Source organism: Bradyrhizobium arachidis, assembly GCF_015291705.1.
Taxonomy (GTDB): domain Bacteria; phylum Pseudomonadota; class Alphaproteobacteria; order Rhizobiales; family Xanthobacteraceae; genus Bradyrhizobium; species Bradyrhizobium arachidis.
In genome coordinates this window covers 2579646-2599549 of record NZ_CP030050.1, presented here as the reverse complement: position 1 = coordinate 2599549, position 19904 = coordinate 2579646, and the positions used below count along the sequence as shown (strand labels likewise).

General features: G+C 65.0%; 20 protein-coding genes. 9 read left to right on the top strand and 11 right to left on the bottom strand.

Annotated features, from left to right (window positions below; all coding sequences use genetic code 11):
- Positions 1-20 precede the first annotated feature (20 nt).
- Both WN72_RS11970 and WN72_RS11965 read left to right on the top strand, forming a co-directional pair.
- The gene (locus tag WN72_RS11970; protein ID WP_092218118.1) at positions 21-797 is read left to right on the top strand and encodes a glycosyltransferase family 2 protein; all 777 of its coding nucleotides are present in this window, start codon (positions 21-23) and stop codon (positions 795-797) included.
- 58 nt (positions 798-855) lie between these two features.
- Complete coding sequence (locus tag WN72_RS11965; RefSeq protein ID WP_092218165.1) at positions 856-1272, top strand: DUF2304 domain-containing protein; 417 nt, start codon at positions 856-858, stop codon at positions 1270-1272.
- Here the strand turns inward: WN72_RS11965 and WN72_RS11960 are convergent.
- The gene (locus tag WN72_RS11960) at positions 1269-1760 is read right to left on the bottom strand and encodes an NUDIX domain-containing protein (RefSeq protein ID WP_092218119.1); all 492 of its coding nucleotides are present in this window, start codon (positions 1758-1760) and stop codon (positions 1269-1271) included. The two genes, WN72_RS11965 and WN72_RS11960, sit on opposite strands and share 4 nt — an antisense overlap.
- 134 nt (positions 1761-1894) lie before the next feature.
- Between WN72_RS11960 and WN72_RS11955 the strand changes: the two genes are divergently transcribed.
- The gene (locus tag WN72_RS11955; RefSeq protein ID WP_092218166.1) at positions 1895-2776 is read left to right on the top strand and encodes a metallophosphoesterase family protein; all 882 of its coding nucleotides are present in this window, start codon (positions 1895-1897) and stop codon (positions 2774-2776) included.
- Positions 2777-2916: 140 nt separating this feature from the next.
- Here WN72_RS11955 and WN72_RS11950 read toward each other — a convergent pair whose 3' ends face one another.
- The 3 genes from WN72_RS11950 to WN72_RS11940 all read right to left on the bottom strand — a co-directional run bounded on the left by WN72_RS11950 (position 2917) and on the right by WN72_RS11940 (position 5641).
- Positions 2917-3474 (bottom strand): hypothetical protein, encoded by a 558-nt coding sequence (locus tag WN72_RS11950; protein WP_092218120.1) that lies wholly within the window; start codon positions 3472-3474, stop codon positions 2917-2919.
- Between the two features lie 292 nt (positions 3475-3766).
- Positions 3767-3976, bottom strand: a complete 210-nt coding sequence (locus WN72_RS11945) for a DUF4170 domain-containing protein (protein ID WP_008560963.1) — start codon at positions 3974-3976, stop codon at positions 3767-3769.
- Positions 3977-4006: 30 nt separating this feature from the next.
- Positions 4007-5641: an isocitrate lyase gene (locus tag WN72_RS11940; protein WP_027564329.1), complete on the bottom strand. Its 1635-nt coding sequence runs from the start codon at positions 5639-5641 to the stop codon at positions 4007-4009.
- Between the two features lie 230 nt (positions 5642-5871).
- On the opposite strand from WN72_RS11940, the gene WN72_RS11935 reads away from it, so the two are divergent.
- Positions 5872-7317, top strand: a complete 1446-nt coding sequence (locus tag WN72_RS11935) for a helix-turn-helix domain-containing protein (RefSeq protein ID WP_027564328.1) — start codon at positions 5872-5874, stop codon at positions 7315-7317.
- Positions 7318-7508: 191 nt separating this feature from the next.
- On the opposite strand, the gene WN72_RS11930 is transcribed toward WN72_RS11935, so the two are convergent.
- Complete coding sequence (locus WN72_RS11930) at positions 7509-7802, bottom strand: antibiotic biosynthesis monooxygenase (RefSeq protein WP_014497428.1); 294 nt, start codon at positions 7800-7802, stop codon at positions 7509-7511.
- Positions 7803-8199: 397 nt separating this feature from the next.
- On the opposite strand from WN72_RS11930, the gene WN72_RS11925 reads away from it, so the two are divergent.
- Positions 8200-9003 carry a hypothetical protein gene (locus WN72_RS11925; RefSeq protein ID WP_167381033.1) on the top strand — a complete coding sequence of 268 codons (804 nt, stop codon included), beginning with the start codon at positions 8200-8202 and terminating at the stop codon, positions 9001-9003.
- 160 nt (positions 9004-9163) lie between these two features.
- A complete protein-coding gene (locus WN72_RS11920) occupies positions 9164-9511 on the top strand; it encodes a hypothetical protein (protein WP_092218122.1) in 348 nt (115 codons plus the stop codon).
- Positions 9512-9686: 175 nt separating this feature from the next.
- On the opposite strand, the gene WN72_RS11915 is transcribed toward WN72_RS11920, so the two are convergent.
- Together WN72_RS11915 and htpX are read right to left on the bottom strand one after the other, a co-directional pair.
- Positions 9687-10328 (bottom strand): tetratricopeptide repeat protein, encoded by a 642-nt coding sequence (locus WN72_RS11915; RefSeq protein ID WP_027564325.1) that lies wholly within the window; start codon positions 10326-10328, stop codon positions 9687-9689.
- Positions 10329-10463: 135 nt separating this feature from the next.
- Positions 10464-11423: a zinc metalloprotease HtpX gene (gene htpX, locus WN72_RS11910; protein ID WP_027564324.1), complete on the bottom strand. Its 960-nt coding sequence runs from the start codon at positions 11421-11423 to the stop codon at positions 10464-10466.
- Between the two features lie 188 nt (positions 11424-11611).
- Here htpX and WN72_RS11905 point away from each other — a divergent pair, with 188 nt between their 5' ends.
- From WN72_RS11905 to WN72_RS11895, 3 genes are all read left to right on the top strand, one after another.
- The gene (locus WN72_RS11905) at positions 11612-12913 is read left to right on the top strand and encodes a lytic murein transglycosylase (protein WP_092218123.1); all 1302 of its coding nucleotides are present in this window, start codon (positions 11612-11614) and stop codon (positions 12911-12913) included.
- Between the two features lie 268 nt (positions 12914-13181).
- Positions 13182-13685, top strand: a complete 504-nt coding sequence (locus WN72_RS11900; RefSeq protein WP_027564322.1) for a DUF1993 domain-containing protein — start codon at positions 13182-13184, stop codon at positions 13683-13685.
- A gap of 179 nt (positions 13686-13864) precedes the next feature.
- Positions 13865-14965 (top strand): alkene reductase, encoded by a 1101-nt coding sequence (locus tag WN72_RS11895; RefSeq protein WP_027564321.1) that lies wholly within the window; start codon positions 13865-13867, stop codon positions 14963-14965.
- A 214-nt stretch (positions 14966-15179) separates the two neighbouring features.
- On the opposite strand, the gene WN72_RS11890 is transcribed toward WN72_RS11895, so the two are convergent.
- The 4 genes from WN72_RS11890 to WN72_RS11875 are packed head-to-tail and all read right to left on the bottom strand — an operon-like array spanning position 15180 to position 19869.
- Positions 15180-16058, bottom strand: coding sequence for an IclR family transcriptional regulator (locus WN72_RS11890; protein ID WP_027564320.1), 879 nt, complete (start codon positions 16056-16058; stop codon positions 15180-15182).
- Positions 16059-16070: 12 nt separating this feature from the next.
- A complete protein-coding gene (dapA, locus tag WN72_RS11885; RefSeq protein ID WP_027564319.1) occupies positions 16071-16976 on the bottom strand; it encodes a 4-hydroxy-tetrahydrodipicolinate synthase in 906 nt (301 codons plus the stop codon).
- Between the two features lie 32 nt (positions 16977-17008).
- On the bottom strand, positions 17009-18775 hold the full coding sequence (locus WN72_RS11880; protein ID WP_244553878.1) for an ABC transporter permease subunit: 1767 nt from the start codon (positions 18773-18775) through the stop codon (positions 17009-17011).
- Positions 18776-18777: 2 nt separating this feature from the next.
- Entirely contained in the window at positions 18778-19869 is a 1092-nt protein-coding gene (locus tag WN72_RS11875) for an ABC transporter ATP-binding protein (RefSeq protein ID WP_092218168.1), read from the bottom strand.
- Positions 19870-19904: the final 35 nt, after the last annotated feature.

Here is a 19904-nt window from a genome sequence, read left to right as displayed (position 1 = left end):
ATTTTGGGGGTGAGGCGGACGTGGCCGACATCGGCATGGGTTTGGGCTTGGGCTTGGGCGTCGGTTCAACCGACACGTGCCGCAGCGGTGCTGGCGCAGCGCGAATCCTGCTCATCATCCCCTGCTTCAACGAGGAGGCCTCGATCGGCGGTCTCCTGAACGAGATCGCCGCGACCGGCCGCTGCTACCACACGCTGGTCGTCGACGACGGCTCAACGGATGCAACCTCCGCGGTCGCAAGCCGTCACTCGCCGGTCGCCCGCCTCGCTCAGAATCTCGGCATCGGCGGTGCCGTGCAGACCGGCATCAAATATGCCGCGCGTCAGAACTTCGATTTCTGCATCCAGATCGACGGCGACGGACAGCACGATCCGCGCGCGATCGAGACGCTGCTGAACGCCTATCGCAAGGACCCCGCCAGCATCACCATCGGAAGCCGCTTCATCGACCATGCCGGCTTCTGCTCGACGCGGATGCGCCGCGCCGGCATCAGGCTGATCGTGCTCGCGCTCAACAGCCTCTTCAGCACCGGCGGCCGCATCACCGATCCGACCAGCGGCATGCGGCTGCTCGACCGCGCCGCCATCGCCTTCTTCGCAAAAGCCTATCCGACGGATTTTCCGGAGCCGATCTCGCTGGCCTGGGCGATGCGCGCCGGCCTCACGGTCAACGAGGTCGCAGTCGAGATGCGGGCGCGGGAGGCCGGCGCCAGCTCGATCGACGGGCTGAAATCGGCAAGCTACATGATCCGCGTCCTCGGCTACATCCTGCTCGCGCGCCTCACGAGATCGCCATGACGCGTTCGTTTTCGATTTGCGACTTCACGATTTCATCGAACAGATTGAGGAGGCGGCCGTGACAAACGTCCTTCCGAGCATCGAGACAGTCGTCGTCATCTCCGTCTTCGCGCTGGTCTACATGCTGGTGCTGCTGAAGAAGACGCTGCAAGGCAAGTTCGATCTCTACGACTTCCTGATGCTGTCCATGGTCGCGATCATCCCCGCGGGCTTCGCGCTGTTTCCAAGTCTCGCCTATCTCCTCAGCCACCTGACCGGCGTCGTGTTCCCGTTCGTCGTGATGTTCGGCGCGCTGTTCCTGGTGGTGTTCGCGTTCATGCACAACATGACGGCGCGGCTGCACCGGCTGGAGCGGCAGAACTGCGCGCTGATCCAGGAGCAGAGCCTGCTCGCGCTGGAGCTGCAGGCGAAGAAGGCAGCCGGCCCGGCCGTCGAGCGGGTTATCGCCAAATTGCCTAGCGCAGAATCAGCTTAATGCCACGTCGTGATCAGCGGCCTGCCATCCAGCACTTCGGCAAGCCGCAGCCGCGTGCCGGGCGTGGTGCCCTCGGGCAGTGCCGAGATCGCGAAGAAGCCGCATTCGGCGATCTCGTGATTGGGCTCGGGCAGACGGTCCTGCCTGAACTGCCTGACGACATAGACCGCGACATGGTCGCGGCGGGAGATGTGGCTGTTGAGGAAGATGCCGTGCAGCACGGCCTCTCCGGTGAGATCGATGTCCCCCTCCTCCTTGAGCTCGCGCCGCATCGCCTGCTCCATGGTCTCGCCATAGTCGACGCCGCCGCCGGGCAGATACCAGCCGCTGACATAGCTGTGCCTGACCAGGAACACCCTGTTGTCGGCATCCAGCACCACGGCGCGGACGCCGAGGGTCATGCCGCGGACGAACAGGAAATAGGTGTGGAAGACGTGCCGCAGCAGCGGCTCGAATTTCCGTCGCATCCGGTCGAGAGGTTCTCCCATCAGGCTTCTTTGACGCTCCGCTTCAGGATTTGCTTGTCAGGCTTGATTGCCAGGCTTGGCTTGCGCGCTGGCCGCGACCTTGCCATTACAGCGGACGAATAGCGAGGCAATCGCGCGCCATGACTTACAACACGCTGGCCCCCTTCACGCTCGCCCACCTCTCCGACCCGCATCTGCCGCCATTGCCGAAGCCGCGGCTGGTCGAGCTCGCGGGCAAGCGCGTGCTCGGTTACGTCAACTGGACGCGCAACCGCCACAAATACCAGCGCCGCGAGGTGCTCGACGCCATCGTCGCCGACATGAAGGCGCAGGCGCCCGACCACATCGCGGTGACGGGCGATCTCGTCAACCTCGCACTGGAAGCCGAGTTCGCGCCTGCCCGCGCTTGGCTCGATGATGTCGGGCCGCCCGACCGCGTCACCACGATTCCCGGCAATCACGACGCCTATGTCCGCGCCACCTTTCATCGCTTCGGCGAGACCTTTGCGCCCTATCTTGCCGGCGACGACGGCCGCATCGGCTTTCCGAACGTGCGCCGGCGCGGGCCGCTCGCGCTGATCAGCCTGTCGACGGCGGTGCCGACCTTGCCGTTGATGGCGACCGGCACGCTCGGGGGCGATCAGCTCGCCGCGCTCGCGGAGGTGCTCGAACGGCTCGCGGCCGAAGACGTCTTCCGCGTGTTGCTGGTGCATCATCCGCTGAAGTCGGCCGCACGCCAGAAGCGAATGACCGATTCGGCCGAGTTGCTCGCGCTCGTGAAGCGCCACGGCGTCGAGCTGATTCTGCACGGGCACGACCACATTCATTCGACGATGTGGTTCGAAGGCCCCAACGGCAACATTCCCGCGCTCGGCGTGCCCTCGGCCTCCGCGCTCGCGCACGGGCGCTATCCGGCGGCGGCGTATAATCTCTTCACGATCGAGAGGGACAATGCCGGCTGGCGCTGCGAGCAGACGGTGCGGGGCCTCGGGGCTGGGTTTCAGATCCAGCAGGTCAAGCATGCGAGGTTGATTTGAGGTCACAGTCATTCCGGGGCGCGCGTAAGCGCGAGCCCGGAATCCATACTCACGATAGTGGTTATGGATTCCGGGCCTGCGTGCTTCGCACGCATCCCGGAATGACGAACTGAGAGATTTGCGCGCTCGCGCGTGCGTCCTCACCAGCTCCGCAAGACCGCCACCACGGCGAGGCCGAACAGCGCGGCGGCGCCGAGGATGAAGCCGAACACGAACGGCCAGACGCGCGAAGGCCGCCGCGACATCTCCGCGACCTCGGGCACCGGCTCGGGCGGGACCACCATCGCGCGCTCGCGCTCGATCATGCGGCGCGCGACATAGTCGGTGACGGCCTCGACGATCACGGCGGTGTCGTGCGATTCGGCGAGCACGATGCGGCCGAAGCGCGTGTCCTGGACGAAGCGGTACTGCCGCTTGTCGCGCCCCATCATGATGTGCGCGACCACGTCGATCCAGAGCCTGGGCGTCTCGCCCTGACTGATGCCGCGGTCGAACAGGTCGATCTGATCGGGCACCTGCGCAAACAGTGGATCGAGCGCGTCGTTGAGGATCTCCAGCCGCGCCACCTCCGCGTCGCGGAGGTCGACGACGACGCCGGTCCGGTCGGCGGCCTCGATCCGCGCACGCAGCAGCGCATCGCGCAGCCGCACCGGGCGCGGCTGGCTGGGATGGGTCACGCTGGTCTCGGGCTCTGACATTGTCGGCCTCGTCCTGAATTGCTGACGTTAACCTATCAGCAACCAAACCGTCCGCAAAGGGTCCACAATTCCAGATACTTACGGCGCCCACAGCAGACTGATTGTGCCAAAAACAGACGATCCCACCCAGGCAGAGCCTGGATGGGACCATCCGTCCTTGGACGTCTTCTTAATTCAGCTTGGCGGCCGGGCTCTTAAGCGCTGAGATTTGGATGAATCGTCATCGCGCTTCAGGTTGTTGTTTACGCATGATCTTTCCGGAAAACCGCTTCGCACTTTTCCGGATCATGCTTTAGGCCGAGACGCGCGAGGGCTCTTCCACGATCGAGAAGCGGACGCCGGCCTTGTGGCGGCTCTCTTCCGAGACCTCGCGCCAGCAGTCCTCGGCTTCCTTGCGGGTCTTGAAGGGGCCTTTGACCTGGGCCGAACCTTCCACGAGCTTGTGGAAGTTCATCGAGCCGAACTCGCCGCCGATCACCCAGAAATTGCTGCCTTTGGTCATTGTCAGTCTCCTCTCGAAGCGCGTGGTGCGTTAGCCGAACTGGTTCATCGTGTTGTGGGCGCCGCCCGCCTTGAGGGCGGCCTCACCCGCGAAGTACTCCTTGTGGTCGTCGCCGATGTCGGAGCCGGCCATGTTCTGGTGCTTCACGCAGGCGATGCCCTGACGGATCTCGGCGCGCTGGACGTTCTTGACGTAGCCCAGCATGCCCTGTTCGCCGAAATACTCGCGGGCGAGATTGTCGGTCGAGAGCGCGGCCGTGTGATAGGTCGGCAGCGTGATCAGGTGGTGGAAGATGCCGGCGCGCTTGGCCGAATCCGCCTGGAAGGTGCGGATGCGCTCGTCGGCTTCCTTCGCCAGCGGGGTGTCGTCGTACTCCGCCTTCATCAGCTCGGCACGGTTGTACTTGCTGACGTCCTGGCCCGCTTCCTTCATCGCGTCGTAGACCTGCCAACGGAAGTTGAGGGTCCAGTTGAACGACGGCGAGTTGTTGTAGGCGAGCTTGGCGTTCGGCACCACCTTGCGGATGCGGTCGACCATGCTGGCGATCTGCTCGATATGCGGCTTCTCGGTCTCGATCCAGAGCAGGTCGGCGCCGTTCTGCAGCGAGGTGATGCAATCGAGCACGCAGCGGTCGGCACCGGTGCCCGGGCGGAACTGGTAGAGGTTCGAGGGCAGCCGCTTCGGACGCATCATCTTGCCGTTGCGGTTGATGATGACGTCGCCGTTGCGGGCGTTCTCAGCGGTGATTTCCTCGCAGTCGAGGAAGCTGTTGTACTGGTCGCCGATGTCGCCGGGCTTGTGGCTGACGGCGATCTGCTGCGTCAGGCCGGCGCCGAGCGAGTCGGTGCGGGTCACGACGATGCCGTCTTCGACGCCGAGCTCGAGGAAGGCGTGGCGGCAGGCGCGGATCTTGGCGAGAAAGACGTCGTGCGGCACGGTGACCTTGCCGTCCTGGTGGCCGCACTGCTTCTCGTCGGAAACCTGGTTCTCGATCTGGAGCGCGCAGGCTCCCGCCTCGATCATCTTCTTGGCGAGCAGATAGGTCGCCTCCGCGTTGCCGAAGCCGGCATCGATGTCCGCGATGACGGGCACGACGTGGGTCTGGAAGTTGTCGATCTTCTCGATCAGCTCCTTCTCACGGGTCTTGTCGCCTTCCTTGCGCGCCTTGTCGAGCAGGCGGAAGATGTCGTTGAGCTCGCGCGAATCCGCCTGACGCAGAAAGGTGTAGAGCTCCTCGATCAGCGCCGGCACAGAGGTCTTCTCGTGCATCGACTGGTCGGGCAGCGGGCCGAACTCGGAGCGCAGCGCCGCGATCATCCAGCCGGAGAGATAGAGGTAGGTGCGATCGGTCTTGCCGCCGAAATGCTTCTTGACCGAGATCAGCTTCTGCTGGGCGATGAAGCCGTGCCAGCAGCCCAGCGACTGGGTGTACTTGGTCGGATCCTTGTCATAGGCCGCCATGTCGGCGCGCATCAGCGCCGCGGTGTAGCGGGCGACGTCGAGACCGGTCTTGAAGCGGTTCTGCAGGCGCATGCGCGCGACGGCCTCGGCCGTCACCCCGTTCCAGGTCGGCTTGGTCTGAAGCAGCGCCTGGGCTGCCTCGATCTCGCTCTGATAGGACGCCGGACGCTCGAGAGCGCTAATGCCGCGGGGCTGGTAATTCATGTGCCTGATCCTTCTCGATGATGACGGAGCCTTCGGTTCGCCATCGACATTTTTGACAGTGCATTGCGAAATGCGTGTCATGAGCTAAACGCGAGAAAGGGAAGTTCGTACAGAGGCCTTGTATTCGAATGGTGATGTCATGTAACATCAGAACATGTAATAGATGTTATTTTGTAAATTTTGTAAATATAGGTCAACAAAACTGACCTTCGTGCATGGAGACCTGAGAAATGCCCGCCGAATCCGGGAAGAAACTGTTCGTCGGGCCGCGGTTCCGGAGGATCAGGCAGCAATTGGGGCTGTCGCAGACCCAGATCGCCGAGGGGCTCGGGATCTCGCCGAGCTACGTCAACCTGATCGAGCGCAACCAGCGCCCGGTGACGGCGCAGATCCTGCTGCGGCTGGCCGAGACCTATGATCTCGACCTACGCGACCTCGCCACCGCTGACGAGGACCGCTTCTTCGCCGAGCTGAACGAGATTTTTTCCGATCCCCTGTTCCGCCAGATCGACGTTCCCAAGCAGGAGCTGCGGGATCTCGCCGAGCTCTGCCCCGGCGTCACCCACGCGCTGCAGCGGCTCTATGCGGCCTATACCGAGGCGCGCCAGGGCGAGACGCTGGCGGCCGCACAGATGGCCGACCGCGACGTCGGCACGCGCTTCGAGGCCAATCCGGTCGAGCGCGTGCGCGAGCTGATCGAGGCCAACCGCAATTATTTTCCGGAGCTGGAGCAGGCTGCGGAGACGCTGCGCGACGAATTGAACGTGCCGGCCGAAGGGCTCTACGCCGCGCTCGCCGCGCGCTTGCGCGAAAAGCATTCGATCCAGACCCGCATCATGCCTGTGGACGTAATGCGCGAGACGCTGCGGCGATTCGACCGCCACCGCCGCCAGCTCTTGATCTCGGAGTTGGTCGATCCGCCCGGCCGCGCGTTCCAGCTCGCCTTCCAGCTCGGCCTTGGCGAATGCACGCAAGCCCTTGAGACCATCATCGGCCGTGCCGGCCCGCTCGACGACGCGCCGCGCCGGCTGTTCCGGATCACGCTGGGCAACTACTTCGCGGCGGCCGTGATGATGCCCTACCCGGCGTTCCTCGCGGCGGCCGAAGCGCTCAACTACGATATCCACGTGCTGGCGCAGCGCTTCAATTCCGGCTTCGAGCAGGTCTGCCACCGCCTCACCACGCTGCAGCGGCCGAACGCGCGCGGCATTCCGTTCTTCCTCTTGCGCGTCGACAATGCCGGCAACGTCTCCAAGCGCTTCTCGTCCGGCACATTCCCGTTCTCGAAGTTCGGCGGCACTTGCCCCCTGTGGAACGTGCACTCGACCTTCGACACGCCGGATCGCCTGCTCAAGCAGGTGATCGAGCTTCCCGACGGCACGCGTTATTTCTCGATTGCGCAGATGGTGCGCCGGCCGGTGGCACCCCATCCGCTGCCGCAGCCGCGCTTTGCCATCGGCCTCGGCTGCGAGATCCGCCACGCCGCGCGCCTCACTTACGCCGCCGGCCTGGACCTCGAGAAGACCGAGGGCACGCCGATCGGCGTCAACTGCCGCCTCTGCGAGCGCGAAAACTGCGCCCAGCGCGCCGAGCCGCCGATCACGCGCACGCTGATTTTGGACGAGACGACCAGACGGGTGAGTTCGTTCGCGTTCTCGAATGCGCGGGAGTTGTGAGGGCAGGAATCGCGCGGGCATTGCTTCGCGTTTGGCGGAAGGCATCCGCTACACCCACCGCTGTCATCGCCCGCGAAGGCGGGCGATCCAGTACGCCGCAGCGGCTGTGATTGAACCGAGACGCCGCGGAGTACTGGATGCCCCGCCTTCGCGGGGCATGACAGTGGAAAATGAGGCGTGACTGACCCGCCTCACGCCAGCGTATGCACGATCACCGGCCCGGCGGCGGCACTCGCATGCCCCGCCAGCAGCGGGCCCAGATCCTTCTCGATCCAGGCGATGGCGCGCCTGTTCGCTTCCTCGGCCTGCTCGAACTTGTCGAAGATCGAGATCGCGGTCACCGTGTCGTCGCCGGCATAGACGACGTAATAGGCGCGGAAACCGTCGACGTCGCTGATGATCGGAACGGCGCCGTCCTTGATGCGGCGCGCCAGTTCTTCCGCGCTCCCGCTTTTCGCCTTGGCCTGACGGATGGCGGCATACATGGCATCCTCCCTTCCGGCTGTCTGAAGCTTGGTAACGTCAACCTACACCTGACAGCCAGCCCCGTCATCTCCGCGCAACGGCGAAGCCGTTGTCGCTGAAGGTGCGAGGCCTGCGGTGCGGAGCACCGCAGGGGGAGCCTCGAAGGATGCACGGCCCCGATGCGGCAGCCGGGCCGTCGCGCTTCGAGGGCCGCTGAAGAAGCGGCCACCTCAGGGTGACGGATGACAGCCTGCGCCCGCAGTATCGGCCTTGGTTAACCCCGCCCTAATCAGCTGCCGCGATCTGCAACCAGCGGTTAAGCACGCCTCAACATCGGTGCCTTAGTGTTGCCCCACTCACTTTTCGCAAACAACGGTGGCCTATCCTGCCGGGCGAAGTGACATCAGGGGGTTCATCATGCGCATTGCGTTGCTGCTGTCCGCAACCATTGTCGGCGCGCTTTTCGCCAATCCGTCCCATGCCGGCTCGCTCGATGCCGCTGGCGCAGCGCAGCCGCTGCCGCCCGGCTTCGAGAGCTACCGCGGCTACATGTTCGACCTCACGGAGAATTCCGAGCGCAAGGACGTCGAGAAGCTCACCGAGAATGTGAAGCAGCAGATCGACGTCGTCGAAGCATCCGGCCTGTCGCCGCGCGTGCTGCGCTTCTTCCGCACCGTCCCGATCGTCGCGAGCGAGCTCGCCTGTCTCGACGAGGGCGCCGCGACCGCCTGCTACGGCCGCGTCACCCCGGACATCCAGCGCAGCGCGCCGCGGACGCTGACGGTGTGGGACCATGACAAGCAGCGCTGGACCAATCCCAACGCCGTCGACCTCGCGGTCGATTCGGGCCTCGGCGTCATCATGCTGCGACCGGACATGATGCGCTACGAGAAGGAGGCTGTGTTGCTGCACGAGTTGCTGCACGCCTATCACGCCCGGCTCTTGCCGGACGGCTACGCCAACAAGGGCGTGATCCTCTATTATGCGCTGGCCAAGACCAAGGACCTCCTGCCCAAGGAATCCTATGCGATGAAGAATCCCATGGAATTCTTCGCCGTGACCGGCAGCATCTTCCTGGCGGGAAAAAGCGAATTCCACGACCCGAAGTCGCGCGAGGCGCTCAAGGAGAAGATGCCGGACTATTACAAATATCTGGTCGGCGTGTTCGGCTTCGATCCCGATCCGGCAGCCACGAGCGGCCCGGTCGCCTCGCTGAAATAAGGCGTCTGCCTCAGACACCCCAAAAGCCGCGCCAACAGCGCGGCTTTTTTGTTTTGCTAACCGGAAGCTGCGGATGACGCGTGGGGAGGAATTGCCAAGGTGGGGCCCGATCTGCATAGTCCCGCCCGCATCGAGACTGTTTTCAAGAGGATAGAACAACATGGCGGACGCCGACCTGGATGTCGTGATCCGGCAACTGGCCAGACAGCTGCATACGGGCCTGATGACCCGCGCCAAGGAGCGGCGGGATCGCTTCAACGGCCTTGCGGCCAAGGCCAAGGGCAAGGAGACCGGCGAGCGCTTCAAGATGATGGCCAAGGCCACCATGGAGCAGGCCACCGCTGCCGCGAGGCGCCTGCAGATGTCCGCCGACAACGTCGCCGACAGCTACGCCAGGTCGATGCGGGTTGCCGCGAGCACGCCGGTTGCGGTGAAGGCGGAGAAGCCGAAGGAAGACAAGCCTGCGAAGGCCAAGGCGAAGAAGGCGAAAGCGAAAAAGGCGAAGTAGCGCCGGAGTTCTTCCCTTCTCTCCTTGCGGGAGAAGGTGGCCCCGCACATTCAGCATCGTAGGGTGGGCAAAGCGAAGCGTGCCCACGCGTCTGTTGCCGTATTGCAAAGATCGTGGGCACGGCGCAAGTGCGCCTTTGCCCACCCTACGATTCCGGGACTAGCGGATAGAGACCTCACCTTCTCGGCACCGACACCTGGGCCGGCTCGGCGCTCGCGAGCTCGGCGAGCTTGGCCCGCGCGGCCTCGCGGGTGCGGGCATCCTTGCCGGCGGGCAGTGCGAGGGCGGCCTCGAAATCGGCGCGGGCGTCGTCGGCCTGGCCGCGGGCGAGGAAGGCAAGGCCGCGGTCGAGGCGGGCCTGCGCATCCGACGGGTCGAGGCGGATCGCCGTGTTGTAGCTCAGGATGGCGCGGTCGAGGTCGCCGGTGGCGGCGAGCGCCAGGGCGCGCTGGTGATAGGGCGCGGCAAGCTTGGGATCATGCGCGATCGCCTCGTCATAATCCTCGATGGCGAGCGCGAGATCGCCGTTCTGCCGGCGCGCCAGCGCGCGATCGCGATAGAGCGAGGCGCGGTTGGGATTGAGGTGGATGGCCTCGTCGAAATCGGCGATCGCCCGCCGGAAGTCGCCATGGCGCATCGCGATCCGGCCGCGCCCTTCATAGGCAAAGGCGATCAGCGAGCCACGCAGCGGCGAGAAGCCGATCACAGCCGAGCAGATGTCGGAATCATCCTCGTCGCCGCAATTGACGACCATGTGCGTGGACAGCCCGATGAGCACGCAAAGGACGATCAGCAATGGTACGGCAGTTCTGGTCATCTTCGACCGTGACCGGCGGCAGGCCGGCCACGCATCCCCTTTCGAAGGAAGTGGCTCGCCTGCGTGTTAACACCGGCCAGGGCCATTCTGTGTGCGCCAGGTCACAAAGCCAGACGCAATTCCTGATCGGTTCCATCAGCCCCAAGGGCCGCGAGCAGGACCATTGGAAGGCCCGCGCGAGGACGAGCGGCCCCACGGGCCCTGCGGCGGATAATTCTCGTTGGCGCCGACCGAGGGCGCCGCATGTGCGCCGAGCTGAGCCGCAAGCCGCTGGAGCGCGGCGATGCGGTTCTGCGTCGAGGGATGGGTCGCGAACAGATTGTCCACGCCGTGGCCCGACAGCGGATTGATGATGAACATGTGCGCGGTCGCCGGGTTGCGCTCGGCCTCGAAGTTCGGGACCTGGTGCGCGGCGCCCTCGATCTTCACCAGCGCCGAGGCCAGCCACATCGGCTGCCCGGCGATGCGCGCGCCGAGATCGTCCGCGGCGTATTCGCGGGTGCGGCTGATCGCCATCTGCACCAGCATCGCGCCGAGCGGCGCCAGGATCATCATCAGGATCGAGCCGACGATGCCGGGGCCGCTGTTGTTGTCGCGGTGGCCGCCGAAGAACATGCCGAACTGCGCCAGCATGGAGATCGCGCCGGCGATGGTGGCAGTGATCGTCATCAGCAGCGTGTCGTGGTTCTTGATATGCGCAAGCTCGTGCGCGATCACGCCGGCGAGCTCCTCGCGGCTGAGCTGGTTCATCAGTCCGACGGTGACGGCGACGGCGGCATTTTCCGGATTGCGGCCGGTCGCGAACGCATTGGGCTGCGGCTCGTCCATCACGAACACGCGCGGCATCGGCAATCCGGCGCGGCCGGCGAGCTCGGCGACGAGGCCGACCAGTTCCGGCGCGCTGGCGCGGTCGACCTGATGAGCCCCGTACATCGAGAGCACCATGCGGTCGGAGTTCCAGTAGGTGAAGACATTGGTCGCAGCCGCGATGACGAGCGCGATCATGGCGCCCGTGGCACCGCCGATCAGATAGCCCACGCCCATGAACAGGGCGGTGAGGCCTGCGAGCAGCATTGCGGTACGAAGATAGTTCATGGCCGTCTCCCAAACCGGCCGCGGGCGGGCAGGAGGCGCCAGCAGGCCGGCAGACATGAGGTGGGGATGACCCCGGCCCGGATGCAAGGTTTCAAGGTGCGTCGCGGAGCCGCGGCACTGGTTTGACCTGGATCATTCCATTAAACTTCGACAAGAATCCTGGCGTCTCCTCCCCTTCCGGAACCCTCATGCTCAAGACCCGATTTGCGATCGCGGCCGCCGCTCTGCTCTCGCTCTCTCTTCCCGCCTCCGCCCAGTTCATGTCGCCGCCCGCAGCGCCCAAGCCCGCAGCGCCGAAGGCACCCTCGCCGCGTGCGGCCTCGTGCCATAACGGAGCGAGCTTCGATCGCTTCCTCGCCGAGGTGAAGCAACAGGCCGTCGCCGCCGGCGTGTCGCAGCGGACGATCGCGGAGGCCTCGCCCTATCTCGTCTACGACCAGGGCATCGTCAACCGCGACCGCGGCCAGCGCGTGTTCGGCCAGCTCTTCACCGAATTTGCCGGACGCATGGCCGCACCGTATCGCATGCAGAACGGGCAGCAGCACATCAAGCAATACGCCGCCGCATTCGCGCGTGCCGAGAAGGAATATGGCGTGCCGCCGGCGGTGATCGCTGCGTTCTGGGGCCTGGAGAGCGACTTCGGCGCCAACATGGGCAATCTGCCGACGCTGAAATCGCTGGTGTCGCTGGCCTATGACTGCCGCCGCTCGGAGATGTTCGTGGGCGAGACCATCGCCGCGCTGAAGATCATCGACCGCGGCGATCTCACGCCCGACGAGATGATCGGCTCCTGGGCCGGCGAGCTCGGGCAGACGCAGTTCCTGCCGGTGCATTACGTCAACTACGCCGTCGACTATGACGGCGACGGCCGGCGCGATCTGTTGCGCTCGGGCCCCGACGTGATCGGCTCGACCGCGAACTACATCGCCAACGGATTGAAGTGGCGGCGCGGCGAGCCGTGGCTGGAGGAGATCAAGGTGCCGCAGAATCTGCCCTGGGAGCAGACCGATCTCACTGTGCAGCAGCCGCGCTCGAAATGGGCGCAGTTAGGCGTCACCTATCCCGACGGACGGCCGCTGCCGAACGACAATCTCGCAGCCTCCGTGCTGCTGCCGATGGGACGCTTCGGGCCGGCCTTCATGGCCTATGCGAATTTCGCGGCCTATACCGAGTGGAATAACTCGCTGATCTATTCGACCACCGCGGGCTATCTCGCCTCGCGCATCGCCGGTGCCGCGCCGATGCGAAAGCCCGCCCAGCCGGTCGCGCAGCTGCCGTTCAACGAGCTCAAGCAATTGCAGCAGCTTCTGGTTCAGGCCGGCTTCAATGTCGGCAAGGTCGACGGCGTGCTGGGCCAGCAGAGCCGCGCCGCGGTGAAGGCGATGCAGATCAAATACGGCCTGCCGGCGGATTCCTGGCCGACCGCCGAGCTGCTGGCGCGGATGCGCGGCGGCACGGCGCAGGCGCAGCCCCAGGCGACGGTGCGGTAAGCACTCAACTCGTGGTCATGCCCCGCGAAGGCGGGGCATCCAGTACGCCGCGGCCTATCGATTCAATCACAACCGTCTCGGAATACTGGATCGCCCGCCTTCGCGGGCGATGACACTGTGGGTGGGGCGGCGATTACAGCGGGGTGGCGAAGCGATAGAATTTTCGCACTGCACAGGCGGCGTTGCGCGATTGTATTTTTCCATGAGGCTCCCATGTGAGTGGCTCAGGTTTTCTCCTGAGATTTCCCACCATTGAAGCGAGCATCACATGTCCTTCTACGACGCCGTCGTCCCCGCATACTTGCAAATGCTGAACAGCCTCACCGGCCTGCTCACCAAGGCCGAGGCGCATTGCGCGGCCAAAAAGATCGACCCGAGCGTGCTGCTCGGCTCCCGCCTCTTCCCGGACATGCTGCCGCTGTCGAAGCAGATCCAGCTCGTCAGCGATTTCGCCACCAAGGGCTGCGCGCGGCTGACCCACAGCGAAGTGCCTTCCAATCCCGACACCGAAAAGACCTTCGAAGAGTTGAAGCAGCGGCTGGCGAAAACCATCGACTACGTGAAGTCGTTCAAGCCCGAGCAGTTCGAGGGCGCCGAGGCCAAGGACGTCACCTTCCCGACCGGACCCGATAAGACCACGACCCTGAAGGGCCAGCAGTTCCTGAGCGCGTTCTCGCTGCCAAACTTCTATTTCCACTGCGCGACCGCCCACGGCATCCTGCGTCACAACGGCGTCGAGATCGGCAAGCGCGATTTCATGGGCCAAACCTGATTTGCGCAATCGCACGGCCGCGGCAGCGGGATTCTGCTGTCGTGGCCGAAATTGCACATGAATTATGCTACGCGAGGCCCCACGCGTAGCTCGCCTGCACTTTCCGTATGGCTCCTCCCTTGCGCGGGTTATCGCGATGCACAAGTGTTGCTGACCTCTCACCGCCTGGAAGCATTCCCATGAGCCGTTCGACCAAATTGTTTGAGACCTACAAGCTCGGCCCGATCACGCTGGCCAACCGTTTCGTGATGGCGCCGCTGACACGCAACCGCGCTGTTCCCGGCACCTTCGTACCCGGTGCGCTCGCCGCCGATTATTACAGCCAGCGCGCTTCCGCAGGCCTCCTGATCACCGAGGCGAGCCAGGTCTCGCAACAGGGCCAGGGCTACCAGGACACCCCCGGCATCTACTCCAAGGAGCAGGTCGCGGGATGGCGCAAGGTCACCGACAAGGTGCATGAGCGCGGCGGCAAGATCTTCATCCAGCTCTGGCATGTCGGCCGCATCTCGCATGTCGATCTGCAGGCGAATGGCGCTGCTCCCGTGGCGCCGAGCGCGATCCGCGCCAAGGGCAAGACCTTCGTGAACGGCGGCTTTGCCGACGTCTCCGAGCCGCGCGCGCTCGAGCTCTCCGAGATTCCCGGCATCATCGACGACTTCAAGCGCGCCACGAAGAATGCGCTGGAGGCCGGCTTTGACGGCGTCGAGATCCACGGCGCCAACGGCTATCTGCTCGAGCAGTTCGCCAAGGACGGTACCAACAAGCGCACCGATGCTTACGGTGGCTCGATCGAGAACCGCGCGCGGCTGATGCTGGAAGTCTCCAAGGCCGTCGTGGCAGAAGCCGGCGCCGATCGCACCGGTATCCGCATCTCGCCGGTGACGCCCGCCAACGACATCTCGGATTCCAACCCGCAGGCTCTGTACGACCACATCGTCGACGGCCTCAGCGCGCTGAAGCTGGTTTATCTCCACGTCGTCGAGGGCGCTACCGGCGGGCCGCGCGACGTCGCCCCGTTCGACTATGCGTCCCTGCGCAAGCGCTTCAGTGGCGCCTACGTCGCCAACAATGGCTACGACTTCGATCTCGCCAGCAAGGTGCTGGACGCGAACGCGGCCGACCTCATCGCCTTCGGCAAGCCGTTCATCTCCAACCCCGACCTGGTCGAGCGGCTGAAGCAGGGCGCGGCGCTGAACGATTGGGACAAGAACACGTTCTACGGCGGCGGCGCCAAGGGGTATACGGACTATCCGTCGCTGGCGGCCGAGCCGGCGGAGTAAGCGGCGGGCACACTGTCATGCCCCGCGAAGGCGGGGCATCCAGTACTCCACCAGCAGTGAGATTCAACCGAGAAGCTGCGGCGTCCTGGATCGCCCGCCTTCGCGGGCGATGACACCGTGAATGTGGGACGCGTGTGCCACGAGCTCGTCATTGTGAGCGCAACAAGAAAAAGGCCGGGATCGCTCCCGGCCTTTTTTCCTGCCCAGAACCGCCTCAGGCCGCGTAGCGGTTGAATTTCGATTTGGAAATCGAGGTCGCGGCGACGTGGACGTGCTGCGCCAGCTCGGCCTCGGCACGCTCCTTGGTCCAGCGCGTCGTCGGCACCGAGATGTTGATCGCGGCAACGGCGCGGCCGTGCTCGTCGATGATGGGAGCGGCGACCGAAATGTCGCCCATCACGGTCTCGTTCATGATGACGGCGTAGCCGCGTTGGGCGGCGACACGCACGCGCTCCAGCAGCGCCTTTGGGTCGGTCACGGTGAAAGGCGTCAGCGGTTCGAGCGGCGTCCGTTCGAGCAGCGCAAGGCGCTCCTCTTCGGGCAGCGCCGACAGGATTGCGGTACCCGAGGCCGTGAAGAAGGTCGGCAACCGGCTGCCGATCACGATGTCGATGTTGATGAGATGCGCGCCCGGAAAGCGCGCCACGAAGACGACCTCGTGGCCGTCGAGTTCGTGCAGGTTGGTCGTCTCGCCGAGATTGCGGCTGATCTCCAGCAGATAGGGCGAGGCGCGGTCGATCAGATCGTTGGCCTTGAGATAGCTGTGCGAGAACTGGAGCACTTTCGAGGTGAGGCCGTAGTTGCGCGTACCCTCGATGCGCTTGAGATAGCCGAGCGTCTCCAGCGTATATACCAGGCGCTGGGTGGCGCTGCGGTCGAGATCGGCGGCGCGCGCAATGTCGGCCAGCGTCATGTAGCGCTGCGGCCCGTCGAAGGCATGCAGGACCTGGAACGCCTTCTCGGTCGAGCCGACGAACAGCGACGAGCGCGGCTCGTCTGCCTTGTCCGTCGTCTTCGTCACCGACTTCGTGCTGGCTTTGGTGGCCTTTGCCTTCGCCGGCCGGCCGCCGCCCGCGCCGCTGCTACGCGCCATGCTGCCATCCCTTCATGCGATGCCTTCCGAGATCGCCAGCTGCCGGCCGAGCTCGGCGCGGAGAGATGCGACCAGCGCCGGCGCCGGCTGCACCAGGGGCGCCAGCATGCGCGGCGCCTCGACGCCGACCATGTCCATCACCGCCTTCATCGGACCCGGATTGGTCTCGGCGAATGCCATGTTCATCAGCGGAATCAGGCCGCGATGCAGGCTCAACGCCTCCGCCGTCTTGCCCGCCGTCGCCGTTTCGAAGATCTGGCGCCAGGCGCGCGGCAACAGGCACGCGGTGACGATGATGCCGCCCTTGGCGCCCGCCGCCAGATGCAGCGGGAACAGGCTGTCCTCGCCGCTCAGCACCGCAAAGCTCTCGTCGACGCCGGCCACGACCTGGAGGAAATGGTACATGTCGAGATTGCAGGCCTTCATGCCGATGATGTTGGGATGCCTGGACAGCTCATGCAGGATTTTGGGCTCGATCGCGATCCGGGTGCGATAAGGAATCTCGTAGATCAGGACGGGCACCGGCGAGGCATCGGCATAGCGCAGGAAATAGTCGCGAATGCCCGCCTGAGTCGGGTTGGTATAATATGGCGTAAGAACGAGGAGCCCGTCCACGCCTTCGGCTGCGAATTCACGGCCGGCCTGCAAGGCATCGTGGAAGCCGGTGTCGAGCACGCCGGCGATGACCGGGCCCTTGCCTGCCATCGCCTTCACTGACAGGCCAGCCATCTTGATCCGCTCGGCACGCGCGAGCGCGCCATATTCGCCGGTGCCGCCAAGCGGCACCACGCCATCGATGCCCTGCTTGTTGAGCCAGGCGAACATGGCCGAGACCGCGCCGGCATCGATGGTGTCGTCGGCCTTGACCGGGGTCGGAATGGCCGGGAACAGGCCGCGGAGGCGATTGGCAGTGAGCATGATTGAGAACCTCTGGTTGGGATGCGGGACGGCTATCTCGCGGCAGCACGCCGGCGCAGGCGTTCGGCGACGAAGATGAGAAGCCCCATGAAGACGAACAGGCAGGTCGAGACGGCGGCGATCGCGGGCGAGACCTGAAGCGTCACCTCGTCCCAGAACTGCTTCGGCAACGTCGCGTTCAAGCCGCCGGTGGCAAACAGCGCGATGGTGAGCTCGTCGAACGAGGTCGCGAAGGCGAACAGGAACGACGACATCATGCCGGCCCCGAGGATCGGGAAGGTGACGTAGCGCAACGTGGCAAGCGGGCGCGCGCCGAGACTCTGCGCGGCATGGTCGAGCCGCGTGTCGTAATTGCGCAGCACGGCCATCATGGTCATGACCACGTAGGGCACCGCGACGACGGTATGGCCGAGAATGAGGCCGAAGGCGCTGCCGACAAGGCCCATGCGCGCGAAGACGTAGAACAGGCCGACCGCGATGATCATGCGCGGCACGACGATCGGCGACAGGATGAAGGCGAGCCACGCCGCCTTGCCGGGAATGTCGCTGCGCACCAGCAGGAACGCGGCCGGCGTGCCGATCAGCATCGCCAGCAATCCAGTGCCGATTCCGACCAGCAGCGAGCGCAGCAGCGCCTGGGTCCAGACCGGCGAATTCAGCACCGTCTCGTACCAATGCAGGGTGAAACCCTGCGGTGGCCAGTTGAGGCCGCCGGTGCCGAACGACAGCGGGATCATCAGAATGGTCGGCGCGCTGATGACGAGCAGCATGGTCCAGACGAAGGCCCGCAAGCCGAGGCCGGCCTGATCTGGATTGCGGTCGCGACGGCGTGACGGCAGCACGCGGAGGAGTCCGTCCGAGATCGCGCCGAGCAGCGTGAGGAGCGCATCTCCCACCCTCTGCGCCGGGGCAAACAAGCGCGACGGCGCCGCCTTGCGAGGCGCGGATGCGCCGGTCATGGTCGACAGGCCGAGCAGTCGGTCATAGGCCGCAAAGACGATGAGGACCACGAGCAGCAGCAGCACCGAAATCGCGCCGGCAAAGCCCCAATTCATGGTCTGCTGGACCTGGTCGATGATGAGCTGCGTGATCATGGTCTCGCGGCGCCCGCCAAGCAGCGCCGGCACGATGAAGAAGCCGATCGCGGTGACGAACACCATGATTCCGGCGGCGGCGACGCCGGGCAGCGACAGCGGGAAATAGATCTTCCAGAACGCCATGCCCGGCCGCGCCCCGAGGGTTGCGGCCGCGCGCGGCAAGGTGCGATCGATGTTCTCCATCACGGAGAGCATGGTCAGAACGGCAAGCGGCAGCAGCGCATTCACCATGCCGACTAGGACGCTGCCGAAATTGTAGAGCAGGCTCGCAGGACTGGAGATGATGCCGAGCGAGATCAGCATCTTGTTGATGACGCCGTTGCGCCCGAGCAGCACGATCCAGGCGAACGCGCGGACCAGGAAGCTGGTCCAGAACGACAGCAGCACCCAGAACAGAAGCGTCGTCTTTCGGTCCTTGCCGGCGATCGAGATCAGATAGGCGATCGGGTAACCCGTCGCGATGCAGACGAGCGTGGTGACCAGCGAGATCTTCAGGGTTATCAGCAGGACGTCGAGATAAACCGACGAGGCAAAGAGCTGGCGATATTGGGCAAGCGTGAAGCCATTGTCGCCGTAGACGCTGAGCAGCAGCAACTGGCCGACCGGATAGACCAGGAACAGCACGAGCAGCAGGATGAGCGGCGCGCCCATCGCAGCCCGCGTCCAGGCCAGCCTCCGCGATATCGTGCGCAGGGCGGCCAAGCTCAGATCCCCTTCCCGTCGCGGATGGCGACGGCGTCGACCGCATTCCATCCGAGCGACAGACGCTGTCCTATCTCGTAGGGCGCCGACCCGCTGCGGGTCGGGTGCGCTGCGACGAGCTGCGGCAGGCCCGCCATCTCCGGAGCGATGTAGAGCCGCGTCAGGCTGCCGCTGATCATCACGTCCACGAGCCGGCCGCTGAGCTGGCCGCCTTCCCCGCCGACCACGAGGTTCTGCGGACGAACCATGACCTTGATCGGCTCGCCAGCGGCGAAACTGCTGCCGTTGCCGACCGCGCGCGACGACCCCGCCTGCTCGGCGAGGACGATGTCGAGCCCGTCGCCGTCGACGCTGCGCACGGTAGCGCTGAGCAGATTGGACTCGCCGAGGAAGTCGGCAACGAACAGCGAGCGCGGCCGGAAGTAAAGATCCTGGGGCGTGCCGAGCTGCTCGATCGCACCCGCATTCATCAGGCAAATGCGATCCGACATGGTCATCGCCTCTTCCTGGTCGTGGGTGACGTAGACGATCGTGGTGCCGAGCTCGCGATGGATGCGCTTGATCTCGAGCTGCATCTGGTCGCGCAGCTTCTTGTCGAGCGCACCGAGCGGCTCGTCCATCAGAATGATCGCGGGGCGATAGACGATGCAGCGCGCCAGCGCGATGCGCTGCTGCTGACCACCGGACAGCTCGCGCGGATGGCGCTTTGCAACGTGCGGCAGCCGCACCGTCTCCAGCGCCTCGGCGGTGCGCCGGCGCGCTTCCGCATCCGGCACTTTCCGCATCTTCAGGGGAAAGGCGATGTTGTCCTCGATCGTCATGTGAGGAAACAGCGCGTAGTTCTGGAACACGACGCCGATGTCGCGGTCATAGGCCGGGCTATGCGTGACGTCGGCGTCGTCGATCAGGATCCGTCCCTCGTCGGGATGGGCGAGGCCCGCGATCAGGCTGAGCAGCGTCGTCTTGCCCGAGCCGGACGGACCGAGCAGCGTGAGGAATTCGCCCTTCGCGACATCGAGGCTGGTCGGCGCCAGCGCGACGAAGTCGCCATAGCGCTTGCACAACTCGTGAATGCGCAGGCTCGATGAGACCATGGGCCGCTCCGATCCCTTGGCGCCTCCCTTGCCGG